Source organism: Cobetia sp. PS-4MA (genome assembly GCF_057670765.1).
Genome location: NZ_CM173107.1, coordinates 2,279,078 through 2,303,994 on the forward strand (window position 1 = coordinate 2,279,078; position 24,917 = coordinate 2,303,994).

Genomic DNA, 24,917 nt, shown 5'->3' on the forward strand with positions numbered 1-24,917 from the left:
CCCCCCTGCCCTGTCACGCGAGGCGTCAGATCACTTCTGCTGCGCGTCGATCAGTTCCTCGACATCGTCCATGTCCACGTGGGCGATCTTGGCCAGACGCTCGCCGTATTCGTGGTCGGCCTGATAGAAGTAGCTGACCATGATGTTGCGGATCTCGTCGTTCTTGACCTTGCCCAGATCCCCACCCAGCACCTCGATCAGGTCATCCTGATCTTCCTCGGAGAAGGAGCGGTACAGCTCCCCGGCCTGAGCGAAATTCTGCTCCTTGCCGATGGGCTGCTGCTGGGTAGTGCCATTGAGGGTGTAACGCTTGTATTCGTACTGGCTGTCGTCCACCAGCGAGTCGGCGTTGCGGCTCGGCTGGTAGTTGATGGAGCCGGAACGCGGAGCGGAGTAGCCCGCGCCATCCTGATGGTTGTTGTGGACCGTCACCTTGGGGGCGTTGACCGGCAGCTGAGAGTAGTTGGCCCCCAGGCGATAACGCTGGGCATCGGCGTAGGCGAACAGACGCCCCTGCAGCATGCGGTCTTCCGACGGCTCGATGCCCGGCACCAGGTTGGCCGGCGACATGGCCGCCTGCTCGGTTTCCTGGAAGAAGTTGTCCGGGACGCGATTCAGCGTCAGCTCACCGACCTTGCGTGCCGGGATCAGGTCTTGCGGCCACAGCTTGGTAGTATCCAGCGGGTTGAAGTCGAAGCTGTTCAGCTGGCTGGGGTCCAGCGTCTGGATATAGAGATCCCAGACCGGGTCATCGCCTTCGTCCAGATGGGTGTAGAGATCATCCGTCAGGTGATTGAAGTCGGTGGACTGCACCTTGGCGATCTCTTCCGGCGACATGCCGTGGTTGCCCTCACGCGACTTCCAGGTGAACTTCACGTATTTCCAGTCACCTTCGCCATTGACGAACTTGAAGGCGTGGACCCCGGAGCCATCCATCTCACGCAGGCTGGCAGGCACGCCCAGCGGTGAGTACAGATAGGTCAGCATGTTGGTGCTTTCCGGGATATGGCTGAAGAAATCGAAGTAGCGATTCGGGTCCTGCAGGTTGGTGCGCGGGTCCGGTTTCAGGGCATGGATCATGTCCGGGAACTTCATCGCATCGCGGATGAAGAACACCGGGAAGTTGATGCCGACCATGTCCCAGTTGCCCTGGTCGGTATAGAACTTGACGGCGAAGCCACGCGGGTCGCGTAGAGTCTCGGGCGAGCCCTTGCTGTTGATCACGCTGGAGAAACGCACGAAGACCGGCGTCACCTGGCCCTTGTCCTGGAAAGGTGCCGCGACGGTCAGGTCGGTCAGATCCGCGGTGGCACGGAACTCACCGTAGGCCCCGATACCGCGCGCGTGAACCACGCGCTCCGGAATGCGCTCACGCTCGAAGTGCCCCAGCTTTTCCAGCAGGTGGTGATCCTGCAGCAATGTCGGGCCATTCGGACCTGCGGTCAGGGAGTCCTGGTTGTTGCCGATCGGCGCTCCATTGGAACGTGTCATCACTTCCTGCTGCGCCAGACTGCTTGCAGAAAGCCCCAGCGCCACCACGGCTGTCAGGGTCTTCATGGGAAAACGTACGCTCAGCATCTCGGAAATTCCTCGTAAAATCAGGGAGTAACGAGGCGAGGAGTATTAGCGAGAAGTTTCCATAGCAAAAATAAATAATACCCAACCCTGAAATAGCGAAAAACTAACACGATGCAGAATAAGCATCAATCGCTGCCACTCTCAAGCAAGAACTGCGGCGTGGTTTCCTGTTCGCGGGCCAAGCTTGCCGCGTGTGCCTTGAGCCAGATGTCCCGATGACGAGGCTTTCACGCCAGAGGTGAGAATCGCCTGCCTTGAGCGAGAGCTTTCCCATGGCCTGAACGCCAGCAGAGCAGGCCAAGATTGTTGCACCCAGTCATACAATCCAGGCATACATTCCTGTCATACAAACCCGTCATGCAATCCAGGCATCGCGAAGTCTCAGGTCATGGCCCATCGACACCCCGGAGGCACCCTGATTCGCTCCACTGCCAGAAACGACAACGGCCCCTCATGTTGAGGAGCCGTAAGTGAGGAGCCGTTGTCATCAAGTCTTGCGACAGATCTTTCAGCGCATCCAGCCACTACGCCTGGCGCTTCGCCTTCTTCGACTTGCGCTGGAACGCCGGCATGTCATCGATGACCAGCACCGGATTCAGCTCTTCCTTGGGGAAGTCATTCTTGAGCCAGCGCAGCATGGAGAGCGCCAGAATCACCATCACCGGAATCATCGGCAGCGCCACCACGATGGTCGAGGTCTGCACGGTCTGCAGGCCACCCAACTGGATCAGCGCAACGCCGACGGCCGCGATCAGGAAGGCCCAGATCAAGCGGAACGAGCGCTTGGGCTCCTGATACCCGGACAGCTTGCGTGAGGTCACCGAGGCCAGCACGTAGGCCGAGCTGTCCAGCGTGGTCGCCAGGAAGATGAAGCACAGCAGGATGAAGGCCACCGTGACCAGCTTGGCATACGGCAGGGTCTGCAGGATGCCTTCCACCGCCAGCGGGATACCGCCACTGTCCAAGAGCGCCTTGATGTCCAGCGCACCACTGATCTGCAGGTCCAGCGCGTAACCGCCCCACACCGCGAAGAACACCCAGGTGCCCAGCGAGCCGAATACCAACTCGGCGATGATCAGTTCACGGATGGTACGGCCGCGCGAGATACGCGCCACGAACAGCCCCACCATCGGCGCGTAGGCGATCCACCAGGCCCAATAGAAGACGGTCCAGTCCTTCCAGAAGGTGGAGTCACCCGCCGGGTCGGTCCACAGACTCATCGGGATGAAGTTGCCCAAGGTCTTGCCGAGGCTGTTGACGAAACCTTCGACCATGAACTGCGAGTCACCGACGATGAAGGTGAAGGCCAGCAGGAAGATCGCCAGAATCACGTTGATGTCCGACAGAATCTTGATGCCCTTGGCCAGGCCGAACCAGACACTGGCCGAGAACATCGCCGTCCAGATGCACAGTACCGCGACTTCCAATCCGAAGTTGGCCTCAACGCCCAGGATGCCGCTGACCAGCTGTGACACCAGCGGGACCGCCAGCCCCAGCGAGGTGCCGACGCCGCCGACGATCCCGAACACGACGATGGAATCCAGCAGCACGCCCCAGGCGCCATCCGCATGGCGGCCCAGCACGCCGCGCGAGGCGACGGACAGACGCACGCCATCACGCTTCTTGACGTACATGGAGTAGGCGATCGGCAGGCCCGGCAGGCAATAGAAGGCCCACGGCGTCAGCCCCCAATGGAACTGACCGAAGGCCAACGCCCACTCCGCGGCCTCACGACTCTTGGCCGCCACGTGATAGGCCGGCGAGGTGTAATAGTAGATCGGCTCGACCCACGCCCAGTTGACGATCGCGATGCCCATCCCGCAGGTGAAGATCATCGCCACCCAGCTGAAATAGGAGAAATCGGGCGTGTCCTCTGCCCCGCCCAGGCGGACGTTGCCGTAGCGGCTGAAGGCCAGCCAGATGAGGAAACCGACGACGCTCAGGCCGGCCACCAGATACAGCCAGCCGAACTTGCCGGTCGCGAAGGCGAAGGCGGCATTGATCAGCGCGGTGCTGGCCTCCGGGAACAGGATGACGGGGCCGATGAAGGCCAGGATGACCAATACGGCGGGTATGAAGACACGGGGGTCCAGATGATCGCCATCACTGGCGGGGGGAACGGCTTCTTGCACGGCTACCACCTTAGTGAGAAAGCCCGAGCAAGAGGGGCGAGACGTCGCTCTTGCTCGGACAGTTCGCTGTGTTGTGTTCAATAATTTTTCGTAATGAAAAGAGCGCGGTATTATACATTTTTTTATTCCACGCGCATTATACTTTCCCGGCAACCGCGGGGAACATGAATCGCGACACAGTATTTTCTCATGCACACATGAATTTCATTCATCAATCTTGCGCTGCACACTCCCCCCTCCTGCCCTCTCCTCGCGCCTTCCTTGCGCCTTCTTCGACAATGTTTCCGCCAGACGCGAACAGGCCGCCGACACGTCAATGTCGGCGGCCTGTGGGTCTCAAACTCTCATGGGCGGCGACTGTCCCGCAGAAGCCAATACCTGACGCGGCAGTCTTTCCGTCCCTTGCATTGCGAGGATCACGCCAGCCGATGCGCCAACGTCACACGCAGAAGCCTCGACGTTGACCTCGTGTCACAAGACGCTCAGCGCTTGATCACTTCTCATGCGCCTGGCTCGAGCTGACCCATGCAAGCTCAGAGTCAGACGAGTCGGCCTTGAGCGATCAGCAATGGCTGACGCATTGGGGGCATGCAGGGTCTCGTATCAGTCTCCTCCGACAGCTGATTCCAGAATCCAGCCAGCGGCCTTCTCCGCGATCATCAAGGTCGGCGAGTTGGTATTGCCGCTGACGATGGTCGGCATGATGCCGGCATCCGCCACCCGCAATCCCTGGATGCCGCGCACACGCAGACGGCTGTCGACCACGGCCATCGGGTCATCCGCGCGCCCCATGCGCGTGGTGCCCACCGGATGGAAGATGGTGGTGCCGATATCGCCGGCGAGCCTGGCGAGCTCTTCATCAGTCTGGTACTCGACCCCCGGCTTGATTTCCTCGGGCTTATAGCGCGCAAAAGCCGGTTGGGAGGCGATGCGCCGCGTGACCCGCAGCGAGTCCGCCGCGACCTTGCGATCTTCCTCCGTGCTCAGGTAGTTGGGCGCGATCGCCGGGGCCTGGCGCGGGTCAGCGCTCTGTAGCCGCACCGAGCCACGGCTGGTGGGGTTGAGATTACAGACACTCGCCGTGATCGCCGGGAAGGGATGCAAGGGCTGCCCAAAGGCCTCGAGACTCAGCGGCTGGACGTGATACTGGATATTGGGATGGGCGTAGTCCTCGCTGCTGCGCGTGAAGGCCCCCAATTGCGATGGCGCCATGCTCATGGGTCCGGAACGCTTGAACAGGTACTGCATGCCGATGCCCATCTTGCCCAGCAGCGTGCTGGCCATGGCGTTCAGGGTCTTGGCATTGGTGACCTTGTAGACCGAGCGGATCTGCAGGTGATCCTGCAGATTCTCGCCAACGCCGGGTAGGTCCTTCACCACCTCGATGCCATGTTGCTCCAACAATGTCCTGGGCCCGACACCCGAGACCTGCAGCAGATGCGGCGAGCCGATGGCGCCGGCACACAGCACGACCTCACGCTTCGCTGAGAGGTTGATGAGCTTGCCGTCACGCACCACCTGCAGCCCGGTGCAGTGCAGACTGGAGGCGTCCTTCGCTGCGTCCGCCCCTATGCCAGCTCCTGTGCCCTGCTCGCCGCCCGCGAACAGCAGACGATTGACCTGGGTGGAGTGCCACAGCGCCAGGTTGCCGCGCTTGAGTGCCGGACGCAGAAAGGCCTTGGCAGTATTCCAGCGCCAGCCGGAACGCTGATTGACCTCGAAATAGGCCACCCCTTCGTTGCTGCCACGATTGAAGTCCTCGGTGCGCGGGATGCCGGCCTGTTCGGCGGCACTGGCAAAATCGTCCAGCACTTCCCAGTTGAGGCGCTGCCGCTCGACTCGCCATTCGCCACCGTGACCATGGAACTGGCGATGCTCGGGGCCGGCATCCCCGCCCTCGTCGAGGCGCGCGTGATCCTCATGGCGCATGAAGGCCGGCAGACATTGCTTCCAGCGCCACTCGCTGTCGCCGGTCACCTCGGCCCAGTGGTCATAGTCCCGCGCCTGACCGCGCATGTAGATCATGCCGTTGATGCTGGAACATCCCCCCAGCGTCTTGCCGCGCGGATAGATCAGCGAACGTCCGTTGAGCCCCTTGTCCGGCTCGGTGCGGTACAGCCAGTCGGTGCGCGGATTGTTGATGCAGTACAGGTAGCCCACCGGAATGTGGATCCAGTGATAGTTGTCGCGCCCACCCGCCTCGACCAGCAGCACGCGGTGGTCAGGGTTGGCGCTGAGGCGATTGGCCATCAGGCAGCCGGCGGAACCGGCCCCCACGATGATGAAATCGAATTCCGGCAGATCGTCTCCCGGTTTGACGGGGCGAGCGTCCCGCTCGCCCCCTGGGGATCGATGCGGGTTGTTCTTGTTGTCTGACATGGCGCGTCCCTCTCCAGACAGCTGGCGTGTACTTTCCAATGGCAGGAATACAGACGGCGACGATGCTGATGACGCCGGTGCAGATGACCGAAAGCGTGAGCGACTTACTTGGCCGTCGGCATGGCGAATTCGGCACCGGCATCGATGGAATCCGACCAGCGCTGCATGATGGACTTCTGCTTGGTATAGAAGCGCACCCCCTCTTCACCGTAGGCGTGGGTATCCCCGAACAGGGAGCTCTTCCAGCCACCGAAGCCGTGCCAGGCCATCGGGACCGGAATCGGCACGTTGATGCCGACCATGCCCACCTGGATGCGACGCCCGAATTCACGCGCGACACTGCCGCTCTCGGTGAAGCAACTCACGCCGTTGCCGAATTCGTGGTCATTGATCAGCTGGATGGCAGTCGCGATATCCGGCACGCGGACACAGGCCAGCACCGGGCCGAAGATCTCTTCCTTGTAGATGGTCATGTCCGGGGTGACGTGATCGAACAGCGTGCCGCCCATCCAGAAGCCTTCAGTGCTGTCGCCGCCGATGTCGTTGCCGGTGAACTCACGCCCGTCGACGATCATCTCGGCGCCTTCCGCGACGCCTTTCTCGATATACCCGCAGATACGCTCATGCGCCTGACGAGTGACGATCGGGCCCATCTCGGCGTCCAGGTTCATGCCGTCCTTGATCTTGAGCTCGCGGGCACGCTCGGCCAGACGCGGCACCAGGGTGTCCGCCACATCGCCCACCATCACCGCCACGCTGATGGCCATGCAGCGCTCGCCGGCGGAGCCGTAGGCCGCGCCGATCAAGGCATCCACCGCCTTATCGAGGTTGGCATCCGGCATCACCACCATATGGTTCTTGGCGCCGCCCAGTGCCTGGATGCGCTTGCCGTGGCGTGCGCCGCGCTCATAGATCAGATTGGCGATCGGGGTCGAGCCCACGAAGGACAGTGCGCGCACCTTGGGATGATCAATCAGCGCCTCGACGGCATCCTTGTCACCCTGCACCACGTTGAAGACGCCATCCGGCAGGCCCGCCTGCTTGAGCAGGTCCGCCATCATCAGCGAGGCGCTGGGGTCCAGCGGGCTCGGCTTGAGCACGAAGCAGTTGCCTGCCGCGATGGCCACCGGGAACATCCACATCGGCACCATCACCGGGAAGTTGAACGGCGTGATACCGGCGACGACGCCCAGCGGCTGGCGCATCGTCCAGTTGTCGATGCCGGTGCTGACCTGGTCGGTGAAGTCACCCTTGAGCAACTGCGGGATACTGCAGGCGAACTCGACGATATCGATGCCACGTGCCACCTCGCCCTGAGCATCGGTGAACACCTTGCCGTGCTCGCGGGTGATCGCCTCCGCCAGCGCATCCTTGTGCTCGTTGAGCAGCGCGAGGAACTTGAACATCACCCGGGCACGACGAATCGGCGGGGTGTCGGCCCAGGCCGGGAAGGCGGCGTCGGCGGCCGCCACGGCAGCATCGATGTCGCTGTCGCGTGCCAGCGCGACCTGGCCGGTCACCTGGCCGGTGGCGGGATTGAAGACATCCTGTGTGGCACTGGAGTCACCGTGGGTCACCTGGCCGTTGATGAAATGGGCGATGGTCTGCTGGGGCGTGGTCATGGCGTGAATCGTCTCCGCTGGCGTAGTGACTGAAGCGTGCGCGGGGAGCGTCCCGGCGGCTCAGCCATAGGGGCTGGTCATAAGGGCTGGACATGAGAGCTGGTCATGAGAGCTGAATGCATGAAGGCTGTACCTTGAATCTACCCCGCCGGCCGGAACGTTCAATTGAGTTATTCTTGGGTGCGATATAACGATTGCTGATATCACGAACGCCCCCGAACGCAGACAGCCGCCATCGCTCACCAGCCCAGTCATGGCGGGGTTGCGGGCGAGTGAGAGCGTGGAATGGAATACGGCGGAGGGAATGTTCGGGCGTCATGGCAGCGCTTTCGGTGGCATCGCTAGACCAAAGGGGAATAGGTCATCGGCGGGACACTGAGACAAGAATGCAGGCGACCTGCTACATGAACCATGTCGCTGTTGATCCTTCGCCCCCTTGCCCAGAGAGCCTTCGATGCAGGATCTGTCCCGTCTTCACGCCTTCGTCACCGTGGCGCGCACCGGTAGCGTGTCACGAGCCGCCGAGGCCTTGCACCTCACCCAGCCTGCCGTCAGCCTCAAGCTCAAACAGCTTCAGGAAAGCCTGGGCCTCTCTCTGTTTGATCGTCATCCCCACGGATTGCAGCTGACCGCCGATGGTCAGGCCCTGCTCTCCAGTGCCGAAAGCACGCTGGCCAGTGCCCGCCAGTTCGAGCAGGCTGCCTCTGCCCTGCACAGTACCCTGCGTGGCACCCTGCGCATCGGCACCATCATCGACCCGGAATTCATTCGTCTCGGCAGTTTCCTGCGCCATTTCCTGGCACAGGCACCCGGGGTAGAGACGTCTCTGCAACATGGCATGAGCGGGTGTGTGCTCAAGGCACTCAAGCAGGATGAGCTGGAGATAGGCTTCTATCTCGCCCCACCGGGAGAAGGGCCGGGCGACAGCACCCTCGACTACCGGGAATTGGCGCTGTTCGAGTACTACCTGCTGGCACCGGCGGGCTGGTCATCGCGGCTGGCAGCGACCGACTGGGCCTCGTTGGCGGCCCTGCCGTGGATCGTCACGCCCCCCAACTCGGTACATTCCCGCCTGCTGGCACATGCCATGCGCGGCGTGGAGGCTACGCTGCATCGCGTCGCCCAGGTGGATCAGGAAGTCTGCATGCTGGACCTGGTACGCGCGGGGGTCGGGCTGTCACTGGCGCGTGATGTGCTGGCGCTGGCCGAGCGGCAGGAGCGGGGGCTCAATATCGTGCCGGACACCCGTCTGCCCTGCGCACTCAGCGTGGTATGGCGGCGTGACAAGGCCGCTGATCCCAGCGTTCAGGCGGCACTGCAAAGCCTCGAGCAGGTGTGGCCTATGGAGTAGACACAACGATCGATCGCTCAATTTTGTCACTACCCCGCATGTCACTGCCCCCCCTTTATTGCTCTTTTGTCCTTTCTCGCTCACGCCATCGAATTACTGGAAACGATTCCCATCGTTGCGTGAAACGCATCTTTTATTCTCTCGGGAATAGCACAAAGTCGTAATTGCAAAGCTATTCAACACCTAAACGTTCGTAGTCCCATCGCTGGTGTTGTCGAGTCCATAGCGATGGGGAAGAGAGCTCACACATTCGACGCATCGCGTCATCAGGGAGGGTGGCATGGTAGCCAAGACCGAGATTCATGCGCAGCAACAGACACTGCCAGGCAAGGAAAGCCTGATGGAGCCGAAGGCGATCTTCATTCGCGACGACTATCGTGGCAGTGGCAAACTTGAGCACAAGGTGGCACTGATCACCGGTGCAGACAGTGGTATCGGGCGCTCTGCCGCCATCCACTTTGCACGTGAAGGCGCCGATGTGGCCGTGATGTATTTAAGCGAAGAAGATGATGCTAAAGAAACTCAGCGGCTCGTAGAGGCAGAGGGGCGCCGGTGCCTATTGATTGCGGGCGATCTGCGAGACGCCGAGTTCTGCCGAAATGCCGTGGCGAAGGTGGTTGAGACCTTTGGTGGCCTAAACGTGCTGGTCAACAATGCCGGTACACAGTGGGTCAGTGAAGACCTGACCACCCTGGAAGACGCCCAGTGGGAGCAGACCTTCGCCACCAACATGCACAGCATGTTCTATCTCACCAAGGCCGCACTGCCCCATTTGGGGGAGGATGACGCCATCATCAATACCACCTCGGTCAATGCCTATATCGGGCCGGACTTTCTGGTCGATTACACTGCGACCAAGGGGGCCATCGTGAGTTTTACCCGCTCGCTCTCCAATCAGGTAGTCGGTCGTGGCATTCGCGTCAATGCCATTGCCCCTGGCCCGGTCTGGACCCCCCTGCAGCCTGCAACGCTCGGCGCCCATGACCCGCAGATGCTGGAGAACTTCGGTGCCGACACCCCCATGGGACGGGCCGCTCAACCCTGTGAATTAGGGCCCTGCTATGTGTTCCTGGCCTCGCTGGACGCTTCCTTCATCAGTGGCCAGACCCTGCATCCCAATGGCGGCACCATCGTCAATGGTTGATGACATACCGGCACTAAGGATCCCCTTTTCACTGAAGGTACCCTGAGATGAGCACATCTATCAGTAGTACAACACAGGGCCGTGGAGGTTGGCTGGCACGCCCGTCCCATCATCACTGGCTGGAAAAGGAAGGACAGCGGCTGCTGTACTTCTACCGGGCCTCTCGGCACCCTGCAGGCGGCTTCGCCGCGCTGGATGAGCGGGGTGAACTGCCCCATGATGCGCAGCCCGATACCATGATCACGGCGCGTATGGTCCATTGCTATTCGTTGGCCGAAATGCGTGGCGAACCGGGGGCTGCTGTCTTGGTGGAACATGGACTGACAGCACTAGCCGGTCCACTTCATGATAGCGAATATGGCGGTTGGTACGGCGGTCTTCCCAAAGGCGAGGCAGATGACGGAAAGCAGGCCTATATCCAGGTCTTCGTCGCACTCGCAGCGTCCAGCGCATGGCAGGCGGGGCATTCATCGGCCAGACCATTGCTGGAGAAGGTGATCGCTACGATCGAGGACCATTTCTGGTCGGAGGAAGAAGGCAGCCTACGCGAAAGCTTCTCCCGCGATTGGCAGCAGGAAGAAGCGTATCGTGGGGCCAACAGCAATATGCACGGCACGGAAGCCTTCCTTCAACTGGCCGATGTATTGGAATCCCCGCTGTGGCGGCATCGAGCGCTCGCGGTGGCCGACAAGATCATTCATCAACATGCCAGAGCGAATCGGTATCGCATCATTGAGCATTTTGATCGTAAGTGGCAACCATGGCGAGAGTATCATCGTGACACCCCCAAGGATCAATTCCGTCCTTACGGTGCCACACCGGGCCATGCATTCGAATGGGCTCGCCTTCTCCTGCATCTGGAAGCCGGCCTTAAACGTGAGGGCGAGACACCTCCAGACTGGTTACTGGGCGACGCACGAGCACTCTTTCAGAAAGCCTGCGAATTGGGCTGGGATGTCGATGGTGAACCAGGACTGATCTATACCCACGATTGGGATGACCAGCCCGTGGTGCACGAACGTCTGCACTGGCCAGTCGCAGAGGCCAGTGCAGCTGCCGCTGCGCTCTGGCGGCGAACCGGGGATGCCGAGTATGAGCGTTGGTACCGCAAGTGTTGGGACACGATCGATCAATTCATGATCGATCGTGAACATGGCAGCTGGTGGCAGGAGCTGGATCGCCAAAACCGTCCATCAGATGAACTATGGTCGGGTAAGCCGGACCTCTATCACGCCTATCAGGCCACTTTACTCCCCCGCCTCCCATTGGCCCCGACCATGGCCCGCGCTATCGCTGAAGAAGCACCGTAATCCAGTCTCCGTCCCAACGGAGAGCCTCCTAAAACAAAGCCCCCGTGTTACCGAAAACCGGCGACACGAGGGCTTTGAGGTTCAGCGCGGCAAACCATGAGCCGACATGCGATGGATGTAGTGGCACAGTGAATCTGGCCACCTGACTTTGAGTGTATGATGGCTTACAAAGACAGTCAGGTGCAGATGATGACGAAGAAGAGAACGTTTAGCCCGGAATTTCGCTTGGAAGCGGCCCAGCTCGTGGTCGACCAAGGCTACACGCTGAAAGCGGCGTGTGAGGCCATGGGGGTTGGCAAATCCACCATGGAGTATTGGGTTCACAGGCTTCGTGCTGAGCGGGCAGGCAAGGCACCGCTGAAAGGTGAAGCTATGACACCGGAACAGCGTGAGATCCAGGAACTGAAGCGCAAGCTGCGGCGAGTGGAAGAAGAGAAGGCAATCTTAAAAAAGGCTACCGCTCTCTTGATGTCGGACTCCCTGAGCAATTCTCGATAATCGAGCGACTTGAAGAGAGCTATGCGGTGCAGCACTTGTGTCAGGTGTTTGGGGTGCATCGCAGTAGCTACCGGGCTTGGCGTGGTCGGGATAGAAGACCTTGTGAGACAGAGCAGAAGCTGCTGGACCGGGTTGTCGAGGCGCATGCCGTCAGTAACGGCTCTGCTGGCGCTCGCAGCATCGCAAAAATGGTCACGCAGGCAGGAATACAGTTGAGTCGCTATCGGGCCGGCAGACGGATGAAGCAGTTAGGGCTGATGAGTTCGCAGCCGCCGAGGCACGCCTACAAGAAGGCTGATCAACCACACCTAGATATACCGAATGCCCTTGATCGGGAGTTCGATGTAAAGGAGCCCAATCAGGTATGGACCGGCGACATTACCTATATTTGGACAGGGGCACGCTGGGCTTATCTGGCAGTCGTCATCGACTTGTATGCTCGTAAACCCGTGGGGTGGGCATTGTCCCTATCGCCGAACACGGCGTTGGTAAAAAAGGCGCTGACCATGGCCTACGAATCGCGTGGAGAGCCACGGAATATCCTGTTTCATTCGGATCAGGGGTGCCAGTACACCAGCCGGGCATTCCGGCAGATGCTCTGGCGCTACCGAATGACCCTGAGTCTCAGTCGCAGTGGCAATTGCTGGGACAATGCCCCAACAGAGCGCTTCTTCAGAAGCCTGAAAACGGAATGGGTGCCAGAGATCGGCTATCCCGATGTTGCTGCGGCGAAGCGATCTGTCACTGATTATATGATCGGTTACTACAGCAGGCTCAGGCCGCACAAGCATAACGATGGGTTACCGCCGAATTTGGCAGAAAAGAACTACTGGAATGCTCAAAGCTCGATGGCCAAAAACACTTGACCACTACACCAGCCAGTAACTGACGTCGGTTGATCGAAAATGACATGGTGTGAGTTCTCACTGGGTAGTAGCACCAAACGAATGGCTTACGCTCGTGTGGCGTTGACGGACCGAGAACATGAATGATACGTGAACCTAGATACTAAGCAAACTATCTATATGGAAAATATCCTGAAGCCGAAGCAATAACGATTTACCGCCTAACCCAGGGCTCAAGGAAGCCACTGAAAACCGCTCCCATGACTCTTCATGGGAGATGCTTCGCACGAAGCAAAACACTCTTCCCTCCCAAGAACTGCAAGTCAGGTTGGAGGTTGGATATCACGCAGATAGGGTTTGCACTAGGAGTTGCGTCCATGGAGCAGACCCCAGCCTGCCCAAAGGCATCACGGGAAAGGCATGACCTTATGAGATGTCAATCAGCAACTTGAACCTGGTTGCGTCCACTGGACTTGGCCCGATAAAGCGCATCGTCAGCCGCTTGAAGCAGTGATTCCAATGCAAAGGGCTCTTTGGCCAGACACGCCATCCCAATCGAGACGGTCACGACGCTGTCCGTAGCCGGCTGGGGTAGCCCTGCTGCTTGTACATTACGACGCAACTCCTCTGCGAGCATACGACCAACGGCCCGGGGGCAATCGGGTAGAAAAACGACAAATTCTTCTCCACCAAATCTTGCCAATATCCCGCCAGCCGACTCAACAGGCACCTTCAATACCGAGGCTACCGTCTGAAGATAGCGATCACCTTCAAGATGCCCCAACTTATCGTTGATCGATTTGAAGAAATCGATATCCAGTATCATTATCGTCAGCGGCATCTGCTCTTTGAAAAGATGTACCTGCTCGAGAAAAAAATGACGATTGGGCAGTCGAGTCAACTCATCATGGCGTGCCAGCCACTGAATCTCGTTTTTTAATTTCTCACGACGCGCCATCTCTTTCTTCAAGCCATTATTGGCTTGCTCAAAGACACGATGTTCCTGAAACACGTGTCGATACATGTAGAGCACCATAAAGACGAGATACGCGAGCATGATGCCCGTCAGGAGAGTGGCTTCGGGTAAGCGCCCACGAGCTACCGTGAGGAAATGCTGCGTCGGCTGAAGGCTCAGCATCAGGTTCGAGGCGGGGAGTTCGATAGGAATTTGATGCCCCCAGGGAGCGAGACGGCTTTCCGGCCCGACATGGACGAAGACTTGGCCACGCTCTGACAAGGTAATAGCGAAAATGTCACTATGAGCGGCCCTGAGAGCATGATCCAGCAAGGAATCGAGATCGACCACCATGGCAATAGCCCCGAAAATGTCATCATCACGGGGGGCACGTACTGGCAAGTAGGTCACCATACCCTTGCTGCCTTGCAGAAGATCAATGATGCCAGTATGACCTTCAATGCCCAGTTCAAGCGGGTTACGCAAGGGGCTGTCAGGTTGAGCATCAAAGAGCCTCACGCCTAGTAATTCATGATTTTTTCCTTCATCGGGAAATACCAGCTTGATCACGCTGTCACGATCGATGAACGCGATGTTCATAAAGTGGCTAAAATCGTTGTAGTAGTTCCGTGCCAATCGCTCCCACTCCTCACGCGCCGAGGTCTGACCCATCAAGCTCCAGAGCTTGGCGAACCGTCGCATGGCAGCGAGCTGCCCCTCAACCTCAGAAGATAGCTGTATCGCGATCCTGTCGCCCAGGATGTAGGTCTCCTGGGCAATACGCTCGTTCTCGTTCCTGCTTTGATGCTGCCATGCCAACAGACAGATGAAGGTAATACCCGCTGCAATCATCAGGGGTACCAGATTGTCTCGCCAGTTACGTGTCAACACTGGAAGCAGTTCCAGCCATTGCGCTAATAACAGAATTGCCAGGTAGATCAGCAGTGTTAGGCGATCCATTCCAATTAGGGGCATACTGGCTAAAGACTGCTCAGGGGGGGGGGTGACGATGGTGAATGCCAGTACGAGAGTGGTTTGCGCCAGCAGGGTGGCGGCGCCATACCCCAGACGCATGCGTAACAAAGCGCAGCAGCTAAGCCCCAGGCAGGACAGGAGAATTAACATCGGAGGCCGTATATTGGCGACGTACCAGTCACCGGGTAGCCCAGTCAGTAACGCCCTCCAGTGATCGGCACTGACCCAGCTTTCCGGGAAAAGAAAAGTACCGATCAGCACCGTATTGATCGTCAATGCCGCTCCAAGAAACAATCGACTGAGAAGCGCACTACGCCAATGCCAGGCTGTCTGGCCGGCTGCCAGTAGAGTCAGCATGATCAGAAGTATCGTATTGGCCTCATGACCGGCACGAGGCCAAAGCCCCAGCAAGGCAATAGCGAAAGCAACCAGACCAAGCGATACCAAGAAAAGTCTCTGTGTCATTCCCTATCCTTGAGAGCTGTTAACCTAGATGCCTGCCCTGCTCTTCACTGTCGACGACGAACCTTACGCGAACGCAAGCCTGCCGGCTTATCCCATATCACTTGACACGATCCCCCCCGATGACGTCTCGTCAAGCTCTCGATACCATGAGTCTTGTCCTATAGATAACAGCCTGCCGCGCCCTTCGGTCATACACTGTCGCCGTGGCGCGCGTTGGTTCTACGCACCGCCTGGATGATAATACTCAGCACATCGACATTATACGTGTAATTTTATGTGTGAGCGTTGGCGCCAATGCCTGCCCAGTCACGCAGCTTCTACACGCAAAAGGAGAGAAACATCCTAGGAATCCTCGAGGGTCAGGATGACCTCCGAGAGCCCCCTCTGCACATAACGCCGTGTCCCACAGGTACTTATGCTATTTTCAGCTCCTTTACTAAGCTGCATGAGGATTATCTCCACATTCATGAAGCAATTTTACAGTTCCGCTCCGCAAGACATTATTCCCTACACAACACCCGGAGTATTACGTACATCCCCTTAGTAGACGATACGCTATTGGTAACAGCAGAGAGGGTTCCGTGTGCGTTGAATGCTACTCGCCTAGAGAGAGGGCATTATACAAACAGCTCGCGTGGACGCTAGTCACAGTGACTCACCCTATCGTGACAGTGAGAGGCACTCAGTCCGGAGAAACGTCACACTACATCGAGAGGGGGCAGTCTGAAGTGGTCCCCGGAATTCGGACCAGGCGCTAAGCTCTGATCAGACCGACCAGGAGAGCTTGATCATGAGCAGGAAACGTCGACAGTACAGCAGTGAGTTCAAAGCCAAGGTAGCCCTCGCCGCCCTCAAGGGAGAGCAGACCACGTCGGAGATCGCGGCCCGCTTCGAGATCCACCCCACCATGGTGAGTCAGTGGAAACGCGAACTGCTGGACAACGCCACCGGCGTCTTCGAGAGCAAGAGTTCCGGTAAAACCGCTCAGAAGACCCAGGAGGAGATCGATACGCTCTACCGCGAGATCGGCAAGCTGACGGTGGAACGGGATTTTTTGTCACGCGGGCTCGGTCGTTGAGCCGGGCCCAGCGCGTGGCACTGGTCGAGCCGCAGGCGCCCGACATCAGCCTCCGGCGTCAGTGCCAGCTACTCGGTATCAGTCGCTCCTCAATGTACTATCAGCGCAAGGCGCTAGGGGCCTATGACCTGGAGTTAATGCGTCTGATCGACGCGGAGCATCTGCGCACACCGGTCTATGGCTCACGACGGATGTCAGCCCATCTCAATCGCCAGGGATACGCGGTGAACCGCAAGCGCGTTCAGCGATTGATGCGCGAGATGGGCCTACAGGCTATTTATCCAAAGCCATGCACCAGCCGGCCGGGCATGGGGCATCGGATCTATCCTTACTTGCTGCGGGGGCGGGTCATCGACCGCCCCAATCAAGTGTGGGCGACCGATATCACATACATTCCCTTGGCGCGCGGGTTCATGTACCTGGTGGCCATCATGGACTGGCACAGCCGTCGCGTGCTGGCCTGGCGGGTCTCCAACACCCTGGATACGGACTTCTGTATCGATGCTTTGGAGGAAGCCTTGGCGCGCTATGGAAAGCCCGAGATATTCAATACAGATCAAGGCTGTCAGTTTACCAGCCAGGCGTTCACCGAAGTGCTGGAAGCCCATGATGTCCGGATAAGCATGGATGGCAAGGGATGCTATCAGGACAACATTTTCGTGGAACGACTCTGGCGCAGCGTGAAGTACGAGTGCGTTTACCTGAAGGCTTTCGAGAGTGGCGCCCACTTGCGAAGGGATCTGAAGTGTTACTTCGCTTGGTACAACACGGAGCGGCCCCACCAAGGGCTGGACGATGCTACACCTGATGAAGTGTACTTCTCTCAACCACTGACCCAGGCGGCCTGACGCCGATGATGACCTGATCCGAGCTTAGACGACCCGTCAGGTGGTCCAAAGGATGGGGTCCACTTCAGTCCTCATCATGTCGCAGACGATTCCTACGCATTCCAGCCATAATGTTGGGGGATATCAGGACACCAAAAGATTTACGAGCGACGCCACGCTGAATAGAGCGATATCAGCCGATATGGAGACACACATTACGTAGGGGCTTGGGTACCAACCCGAAACATGCCGCAGCGCTCGAACACAAGCGGTGAGAAGACCCCGCAGTGATGCTTTGTCTCACCCAAGCAGCGCCACCACCTGATATCTGTCATTGGTAGCGACCGCCCCTGCAGGTAACTGACGAGAGTATCGGGCGAGAGGGCACGTGACGACCACCGTTCTCCATTGCCCCATGAGGGCTACCCTCCACAGTGGGAATCTTTTATCCTTCAAGGTGGATGATATGAGGTATCGTGCCCAGGTCTTGCCGTGGCATCCCCTTGGCATGCTGCCTGACATCACAATCCTCGTCACTCTTCGTAGGCGACATCAACGACGAGCGTCTTTCATGCCCAATTCACCGATTAAGGTAGGCGAGCAAAAGTCGATTACCGATATTGACGGAGCAATGCAGGGCATGCCGGAATACCATCAACCCTCCCGCATTATCTGTCATCAGAAAGCGGTAACCTGTACTTACAAAAGATGCTAACAGGGGCTACTCTTGGCCTGACAGAGAGTCTCGGTTTCGAGGCGAGGTGATGCAAGACCGTTCTCGCCCATGGACGCCGTCAGATTGGCGTACATTGGCACGACCCAGGCCACGACTATTTCACAGCCTAGGCTTATCCTTTGGGCTGATGTGAAATAAGAGTGTTGAGCATCCCCATCACATATCATGGGAACAGCAGAGATGAGTGATTTCTCCATAGAAGATTTTGAAGAAACCATCAAAAAAGAGCTTGATCGCTTTGTCAAAAGCTCCCGGCCTACTTCCGACAGCAATTCCCCCTACCCCACTACATCGAAGCGCAGCCCAGCCCCTCGTGCTCGCAAGACAACCACCCCCCTCAAGGGACTCAGAGTTACGCTTGGCGTGAAGCAACGTCGACTGGCACTCGAGGAGCCTTTTACGGTGCAAACTGATAGCATTTCCAAGGTCGAAGCTCGTATACAGGCCGAGAAAGCTGCCCGTAAGGCAGGCTGGAAGATTATCAGCCATGTCATTGACTGGAATGACACTGAGCGTGACCCCGACGCACGACACTGACGCTTCGACTCCCAACCTGGCATTCTAGGATTCGCGGGCATATCACTAGCTTTTTGAGAACACCTCTTGGTGGTGTCTCCATGATGGCAAAAGAGAATCGCGCTGACGCACCGACAAGAATGGCGGCCCTCCCAAGAGCATGGCGTTTATCCATTACTCTCGACACGGGATGCCAGGTAATAGTTCACGAGATCACGGTACTCCCAGCCAACCTTCTGCAGCCATTGTTGTAACACTCGTTGATTGGAGGCTGCCATCGCACTATTGAGAGCCTTGGCATGCCTGACCTGAACCGTCACCCCTATCGCCATGAGCTCTTCATAGGCCGATATCTCGCTGGCGCGGCTTTTCTGCCAGCCAAGGCGCTCCATCTCATCCGCCACATTGAGTAGCGCTTTCTGCTGCTTAGCACTCAATGAATCCAGCGCTTCCTGATTGATGCTGACAATATTCAATGGATAGGCGTAATTGATTGGCGTGTAATGTGCAAACGCCTCCTCCAGCCCCAGCACGATGCCTCCAGAGGCTGAGGTGAGAACCGCATCAAGATCATCATCTCCGAGCCTGGCCTGCAATACTTCCCAGCTCAGCAAATGCGGCTCGGCCCCAAGATCCAGAAAATAGCGTGAGGCATTGGTATCAAAGGTCCGAATATTCAGGCCCTTCAGCGCTTCAAGGCTATCAATCGGCTTTCGGGACGAGATGCCACTGGGCGGTCACGGCACGGCACGGCACGGCACGGCACGGCAAAGAGCAAGCGCTGATTACGAGCAGCAAGCAACTCTCCATAGACGGGGCGTGATAGACGGTACAGGCGCTGGGCCTCCTCCAGGGTCCGAGTGATGCCCGGCAAGGTCGATAAGGCAAACATCGGATCGTCCCGCGACAATGCACTGGCAAGCGTCGAGGCCATCTCGATGACCTTGGCCCGCATGGCCGGGAGATGCGACTGCGGCGGGATATCTGACCGTGTCGAGAATGACAAGGTGTCATTGGAAAGGATCGTGACACGCTGCCTATATTCCTCGATCAGCCCCCCATCAAGGTGGTCGGACTATAATCATTGGCAATCCTGATCGCTGCCCTGGTCTCGGAGGCCTGAGCCTCGGCAGTTACCTCAAGCGAAAGGGTGAACACGATCACCCCCCCCCGCCAGAAGCCCCCGTACCAGCCACCGCCGGCAGGATGCGACGCAGTCGCGCAACACTGACAATTTTTCCATGAACCCAGCCCCCGCTGATCACCATCCCTTCCTGGTCATGACACACCACACTCCACCCAGGAGGCCACTATACGTCAGCTAACATGAGCAGTCGCCGATACCTGTCAACGGCCATGATAACGGCCCTTATTGAGCGTGAACCCCCAAATCAATCACTTGGCTGGGTAGTGGCACTCCCGCCTCCCCTGCCCCGGCGGGACTCTCTGATAGGACCTCTTGCACGGCCCGCGCTGTTCATGGGGGCTGTCAATGCGTGAGCAATTACGGCGACTCACTGCGTGTACACTCACTGGTTCGCCCCTGCCTCACTCATCCCTCTCGTCAACTCTTGGGCCTTGCGCACGCAAGTTGGCAGGGCAGCCTCACGTGTCGGCATACAGCCCAGAAAACGTCCTTGAGCATGCTTCGCGTTTTAAAGGTGATGGCATTTACCGACAACGCGGGCGGCAACTCCCCGTGACATGTTTCGCTCACCGAGGTCCACATGAGCGCCTCACGCTGCCCCTCTACTTCTGCATGGCCGAATCCGGCGTTTTTCCTGGCTAGCATTGTCGTTGATTCCTGACGAAGTCTCGAATCCCCAGGGCGCAGAAACGACGCAATCCTCTGCCTCGTGATACTCGGCTACGTGTCACATCGCATCATCAAGTAAAGGTAAACCATAAGACTTTAGCCTTAAATTTATCTTATTCGGTAATTTAACGATATTTAGGATTATTTATCGTTGAACCAACTATAGTCGCCGTCAGAATGGGGTCTTTCTGTATTTTAGAACTCTCCTAACTTCTTGCCCAGCATAGGAAAAAAGGAATTTATTCCGCTCGGAGTACTACTTTCTTCCTTATTGCGATTGAAATTGACATATTCTTGCGCATACTCTTAGTTACACGAAGGCGGAGACCTTCGACAACAATATATGGTTAAACGAAAAAATAACGCTTATTGCCCTGCACACCTCGGCATTAGCTGTCGCGGTGTGCAGACACAACAGTGAAACCGTAACGCAAAAGGAACATCGCGATGGCAGTGCTCAATCTGAATCTTGCTGGTACTCAAACAGAAGTCATTGATACTCCAAACGATGGTGTCAACATCACCGCGCTGGGCTCCTCTGAGCTGGTGTCCGACGGTGTTGAAACCAATGTGCTCAGCATCGCAGGGGTTGAAGTTGGCGCCCAGCCGACCTTCACGGCGACTAACGGTGGCCAGCTCAATATCGACCAGGGCCTGCTGAATGTCAGCGCCCTCAGCAGTGTCACTTACAACATTGATGGTGCAAGCGGCATCAGCGTCGATGCTTCCAGTATCTCTGCTCTATCTGGGCTCAGCTCCTACGATGTGAACTTCACCGGAGAAGGCGCTGGTAACTTCACTTACGACGCTTCAGATGTCAGCCTTCTGGACACCACCACGCTGAATGTCACAGGTCTCGGAACCGGCGACACGCTGAGCATCGCTGGTGATACTTGGCAGCTGGATGAGGGAGTATTCACAGAAGCTTATCGAAATGGCGCCCTGCATATCACCAACTCAGGTAGTGGGGTGTTAGGCGAAGGGGACGTCGTCGCCAATATCCCCATGACAGAAGCGGAAGCTCAGGCATACATTGATGATCCAAGCCTGCTAAACGGTGCAAACGGCTTCACCCTGGTTTGCTTCGCTGAAGGCACCATGATTTCCACGCCGGAAGGTGAGATCGCTGTCGAAAATCTGTCAATTGGCGATATGGTCGTGACTGCCGAAGGTAATACCGTGGCCGTCAAGTGGGTGGGTCGTCAGACAGTCCGCCCGGCAAAGGCGCAAGACAAGTTCCAGGCTATTCGCTTCCAAGAAAACGCTATTGCTCCAGGACTGCCGAACCAGGATCTGACAGTCACTGCCAGTCACGGCATGATCATCGATGGCTTGGTCATCAACGCCGGCGCACTCGTCAATGGCTCAACGATCACCACCGTTAAAGCGAGTGAACTTCCCAAGGAAGTCACCTACTATCATATCGAGACAGAAAATCACGAAGTAATTCTGGCGAATGGTGCTGCCGCAGAGACCTACATCGACTACGTCGATCGTAAGGCCTTCGAAAACTATGATGAGTACCTGTCACTGTACGGCATGGACACAACCATCACCGAAATGAAGCGTCCGCGCATTTCTGCGCGCCGCTTGCTGCCACTGGCCATTCGTGAGCGTTTTGGCATTGAGGAGCCGCAACTGGCGACCCAAGCCGCCTGATAAGCTCCGCCAGAGCATAAGGTAGTACACCTACACCCGCGTGACAGAATCAATCTGTTACGTGGGTGTTTTTGTGTTCATGGCTCCGCTATTATGTTTTACCTAAGAGTACGTCAACTCTTTACTCAGACCTCAACAAGGTAATGACAACATTGTCCGTACATGAATATCGCTCACAAAATAAAAGCCAACCCTCGCTGCACAAAATTCAACAGGCGATCGCCAATAGTCATTTTGAACAAGCGGCACAGTTGCTCGCACTTCGATTAGAAGCACAGACTCCCTGTGCACGTACTTGGCAGTACTGGGCACTACTCGCCTATCGGCAAAATGACTTGGAGGAAGCCAGTCATCGTGTTGTGCAAGCTATCTCAGACCACCCCTATCATCGCCCCATACATGAGCTCTACGGGCGTATTAAAAAGGCACAAGGGAATGATGTAGAAGCTCAAGTCATCGTAGATAAAGCGCTTATCCAATGGCCGATGGCGCCGGATCTTGTATGTCTTAAGCTTGATCTATTACGGGGCAAGGAACTCAAAACGAGAGGCTTAGAATTCGTCAGCAACACAAGAAAAAATACAGATCCTCATCCCGCAATACAGATGGCAATAGCGCGCTGGTACCAATCCTATGGTAGATTCGATGCTGCTTATTCTGTTGTCATTTCTCTCTTGACTCACCAGCCAATTCATACTAATGCCATTGCCCTAGGCAAAACCCTGGCAGTTCATATCGCACAGTATGCGATTAATAAGCGTCAGCTTGAAAAAGCGGATAAAGTGCTCACGGATGCCATTACCTATAATATCTTTAACCCTGTCATCTGGAAATTATGGGTACAAGTGGCACTAGAATTAGACTTAATAGAGCTTGCATCTGAACGAGTTACAAGAGCACACACACGTAGGCCAAATGATCCAGAACTACAGGTTCTGAGAGTTAGAATTCTTATGGCACTGGGAGAGTTTTCGCAAGCACTCTCATTAGTCGACGAAGAGTTGATAAAACATCATTTACATGCAGGACTATGTTGTGCGAAATTAGATTTGCTGCGTATGATCAATCTTAAATCACCTGCTTTCTCACTACTTCGCATGCTATACGATGCGAAGACAGTTCACCCCAGTGTGATGTTGGCAATTGCGCGATTTTATCAAGCCAATAACCGAATCGAAGCTGCAATAAGTGTATTGCAAACACTGCTCGCACAACACACAAACCATCTTAACGGCAGGAAGCTCTGGTTATCATTGATAGCCAATTTTAAAAAAGGTGAATACTCTTCTCATCTTATTAATACATATCAAGCAATCAAGGAAAAAAATGACGTTTCTCAACAAGACATACAAATGCTTTTACATGCAATATCTCTGATAGACACCACGCAAGCCGCCTCACAGGTAAGTCGGAACAACTATCACAGTATTATTCAGTTTATTATTGAAAAAATACAATACCTGAATGAAAAGGAGAAACTTCAATTACTATTTAATGCTGAAAAGCTGGCAGAAAAAAAAGAAGTATCTTTAACATGTGATGCCATGTTTTCACATGGACCGAAAGACAAAGATGTCGTACTAACACTATTTCAAAAAACTATTGCCTCGCAAGTGTATCATTCGCCTTCCGCATTAAAAGAAAGGTTAACTAGGCATCTAACACAACAAGCAAAAAATGACGTAAATGTCGAATTTACACTGTGCACCGATGGGCCGCACGCCGCCCTTTCTATCTACCGCTCTTGCCGTCAGTCGAAGCGAAATTTACTAGAAGCACGTAGACTATGCAATCTACTAAAAATTACCCATATCCATGGACTTGGACAACGCTATATTCGGCAATGCCGTCTACGCTGGCCGCAAGATTTTACACTTAAGTCCTTGCATGCGTTAATGCTACTCAATTCGGGCCAGCCCCAAAGGGCGCTTGAGATATTGCATGGTAATATTCCTGTCGCAAAAAAAATAGCTGCAGCAAATCTACGTGCGCAGTGCTGGTTGGAACTAGGGAATAGTCAAGAAGCGCAAAAAGAGCTGGACGCAAGCGGTGTAGGAAACACAACACAGTTATTAATGACACGGCTCCGCCTGCTTATTATGCTAGGGCGCTCTGAAGAAGCTCATAATCTTATTGAAAAAGCCAGGCGATCCGGGATACAACACGAGGTAACGTCAGAACACTTTTCTGTATCCATGATAGGGGTTCATCTCAACGATCTATGCCTATATCAAGCGGAAAAAAGTGCTCTGAGCTTGTCGCATGAATCTGCTGATCTTGTTTCCCGTTATAATTTTGCCGCCTCGAAGGTCGTAGCAACACATACTATAGACACTACTTCTGTCTCCCAAACAGATGGTCACCGTATTCCACGTCGCATAGTCCAGTACTGGGATACCCCTACCCCTCCTCAATCCATAACAGATACTATGGCGACTTGGGAAAATCTTACTGATATCGAATATGAGCGATTTGATAGTCGTAAAGCGAGATATTTCTTAAAGACTACTTTTGGCCAGTCTTATGAAAAAGCATTTTTATTGGCCAATAATCCTGCTGAAGGGGCTGACTTTTTCCGTCTTTGCTATTTAAGACATTATGGAGGGCTATACATTGATGCCGATGATCGCTTCCACACTAACCTGGATAGTCTATTCCCGGAAGGAACTGACTTGCTTTGTTTTAGAGAGAACTTTGGTGCATTAGCCAATAATGTGATATCCGCGGCCCCTCAACACCCTGCCATTATATATGCCAGTGAAATGGCATTGTCTTCACTACTTACACGAGATAATGAAAGCACTTGGAGCAAAACGGGACCAGGGTTGCTTACACGAGCAATTGCCACATACCTGAAAACCCAAGGCAATCAAGAACAAAAATCGAGACTAAAAATACACCCCATCTATCAGTTACGCCGTGCAGTGCATATACACATGGAGCTTCCTCATAAAAAAACACAGTCTTATTGGAATGCGAATACAAAAAATAATTTCGATATACGGAAACTAATACTTCAGGACTGACTATA

Annotated in this window: 14 protein-coding genes; 8 read left to right on the forward strand and 6 right to left on the reverse strand. The window is 56.1% G+C overall.

Annotation, left to right across the window (positions count from 1 at the left end):
• Nucleotides 1-30: 30 nt before the first annotated feature.
• The 4 genes from AC26AR_RS09725 to AC26AR_RS09740 all read right to left on the reverse strand — a co-directional run bounded on the left by AC26AR_RS09725 (nucleotide 31) and on the right by AC26AR_RS09740 (nucleotide 7,711).
• Nucleotides 31-1,578 carry a catalase gene (locus AC26AR_RS09725; RefSeq protein WP_404626739.1) on the reverse strand — a complete coding sequence of 516 codons (1,548 nt, stop codon included), beginning with the start codon at nucleotides 1,576-1,578 and terminating at the stop codon, nucleotides 31-33.
• A gap of 524 nt (nucleotides 1,579-2,102) precedes the next feature.
• Nucleotides 2,103-3,710: a BCCT family transporter gene (locus tag AC26AR_RS09730; protein WP_488106875.1), complete on the reverse strand. Its 1,608-nt coding sequence runs from the start codon at nucleotides 3,708-3,710 to the stop codon at nucleotides 2,103-2,105.
• Nucleotides 3,711-4,313: 603 nt separating this feature from the next.
• Nucleotides 4,314-5,960, reverse strand: a complete 1,647-nt coding sequence (locus AC26AR_RS09735; RefSeq protein WP_488107897.1) for a GMC family oxidoreductase — start codon at nucleotides 5,958-5,960, stop codon at nucleotides 4,314-4,316.
• A 233-nt stretch (nucleotides 5,961-6,193) separates the two neighbouring features.
• Nucleotides 6,194-7,711, reverse strand: coding sequence for a CoA-acylating methylmalonate-semialdehyde dehydrogenase (locus tag AC26AR_RS09740; protein WP_488106876.1), 1,518 nt, complete (start codon nucleotides 7,709-7,711; stop codon nucleotides 6,194-6,196).
• 454 nt (nucleotides 7,712-8,165) lie between these two features.
• Between AC26AR_RS09740 and AC26AR_RS09745 the strand changes: the two genes are divergently transcribed.
• From AC26AR_RS09745 to AC26AR_RS09760, 4 genes are all read left to right on the forward strand, one after another.
• Nucleotides 8,166-9,062 (forward strand): LysR family transcriptional regulator, encoded by an 897-nt coding sequence (locus AC26AR_RS09745; RefSeq protein ID WP_404626733.1) that lies wholly within the window; start codon nucleotides 8,166-8,168, stop codon nucleotides 9,060-9,062.
• A gap of 280 nt (nucleotides 9,063-9,342) precedes the next feature.
• On the forward strand, nucleotides 9,343-10,206 hold the full coding sequence (locus AC26AR_RS09750) for an SDR family oxidoreductase (RefSeq protein WP_404626731.1): 864 nt from the start codon (nucleotides 9,343-9,345) through the stop codon (nucleotides 10,204-10,206).
• 47 nt (nucleotides 10,207-10,253) lie between these two features.
• A complete protein-coding gene (locus AC26AR_RS09755; RefSeq protein WP_488106877.1) occupies nucleotides 10,254-11,516 on the forward strand; it encodes a D-mannose isomerase in 1,263 nt (420 codons plus the stop codon).
• A 189-nt stretch (nucleotides 11,517-11,705) separates the two neighbouring features.
• A protein-coding gene (locus AC26AR_RS09760) for an IS3 family transposase (protein WP_488107898.1) occupies nucleotides 11,706-12,880 on the forward strand; the annotation gives its coding sequence in 2 pieces (ribosomal slippage) (nucleotides 11,706-11,958 and nucleotides 11,958-12,880; 1,176 coding nt in all).
• Between the two features lie 415 nt (nucleotides 12,881-13,295).
• Here AC26AR_RS09760 and AC26AR_RS09765 read toward each other — a convergent pair.
• Nucleotides 13,296-15,254 (reverse strand): GGDEF domain-containing protein, encoded by a 1,959-nt coding sequence (locus AC26AR_RS09765; protein ID WP_488106878.1) that lies wholly within the window; start codon nucleotides 15,252-15,254, stop codon nucleotides 13,296-13,298.
• A gap of 790 nt (nucleotides 15,255-16,044) precedes the next feature.
• On the opposite strand from AC26AR_RS09765, the gene AC26AR_RS09770 reads away from it, so the two are divergent.
• A protein-coding gene (locus AC26AR_RS09770) for an IS3 family transposase (RefSeq protein WP_488106879.1) occupies nucleotides 16,045-17,180 on the forward strand; the annotation gives its coding sequence in 2 pieces (ribosomal slippage) (nucleotides 16,045-16,303 and nucleotides 16,303-17,180; 1,137 coding nt in all).
• A gap of 895 nt (nucleotides 17,181-18,075) precedes the next feature.
• Nucleotides 18,076-18,432 (forward strand): hypothetical protein, encoded by a 357-nt coding sequence (locus AC26AR_RS09775; protein WP_136939195.1) that lies wholly within the window; start codon nucleotides 18,076-18,078, stop codon nucleotides 18,430-18,432.
• A 146-nt stretch (nucleotides 18,433-18,578) separates the two neighbouring features.
• Here the strand turns inward: AC26AR_RS09775 and AC26AR_RS09780 are convergent, their stop codons facing one another.
• Nucleotides 18,579-19,136: a type 2 periplasmic-binding domain-containing protein gene (locus AC26AR_RS09780; RefSeq protein ID WP_488107899.1), complete on the reverse strand. Its 558-nt coding sequence runs from the start codon at nucleotides 19,134-19,136 to the stop codon at nucleotides 18,579-18,581.
• Between the two features lie 1,538 nt (nucleotides 19,137-20,674).
• Between AC26AR_RS09780 and AC26AR_RS09785 the strand changes: the two genes are divergently transcribed.
• Nucleotides 20,675-21,886: a Hint domain-containing protein gene (locus tag AC26AR_RS09785; RefSeq protein WP_488106880.1), complete on the forward strand. Its 1,212-nt coding sequence runs from the start codon at nucleotides 20,675-20,677 to the stop codon at nucleotides 21,884-21,886.
• 152 nt (nucleotides 21,887-22,038) lie between these two features.
• Nucleotides 22,039-24,912, forward strand: coding sequence for a glycosyltransferase (locus tag AC26AR_RS09790; protein ID WP_488106881.1), 2,874 nt, complete (start codon nucleotides 22,039-22,041; stop codon nucleotides 24,910-24,912).
• Nucleotides 24,913-24,917 lie beyond the last annotated feature (5 nt).

What these genes read in the sequence shown, in the direction of transcription:
- AC26AR_RS09725 (WP_404626739.1), bottom strand. Translation starts at nt 1,578, where the DNA reads ATGCTGAGCGTACGTTTTCCCATGAAGACCCTGACAGCCGTGGTGGCG.
- AC26AR_RS09735 (WP_488107897.1), bottom strand. Translation starts at nt 5,960, where the DNA reads ATGGCCAATCGCCTCAGCGCCAACCCTGACCACCGCGTGCTGCTGGTC.
- AC26AR_RS09740 (WP_488106876.1), bottom strand. Translation starts at nt 7,711, where the DNA reads ATGACCACGCCCCAGCAGACCATCGCCCATTTCATCAACGGCCAGGTG.
- AC26AR_RS09745 (WP_404626733.1), top strand. Translation starts at nt 8,166, where the DNA reads ATGCAGGATCTGTCCCGTCTTCACGCCTTCGTCACCGTGGCGCGCACC.
- AC26AR_RS09750 (WP_404626731.1), top strand. Translation starts at nt 9,343, where the DNA reads ATGGTAGCCAAGACCGAGATTCATGCGCAGCAACAGACACTGCCAGGC.
- AC26AR_RS09755 (WP_488106877.1), top strand. Translation starts at nt 10,254, where the DNA reads ATGAGCACATCTATCAGTAGTACAACACAGGGCCGTGGAGGTTGGCTG.
- AC26AR_RS09765 (WP_488106878.1), bottom strand. Translation starts at nt 15,254, where the DNA reads ATGACACAGAGACTTTTCTTGGTATCGCTTGGTCTGGTTGCTTTCGCT.
- AC26AR_RS09775 (WP_136939195.1), top strand. Translation starts at nt 18,076, where the DNA reads ATGAGTGATTTCTCCATAGAAGATTTTGAAGAAACCATCAAAAAAGAG.
- AC26AR_RS09785 (WP_488106880.1), top strand. Translation starts at nt 20,675, where the DNA reads ATGGCAGTGCTCAATCTGAATCTTGCTGGTACTCAAACAGAAGTCATT.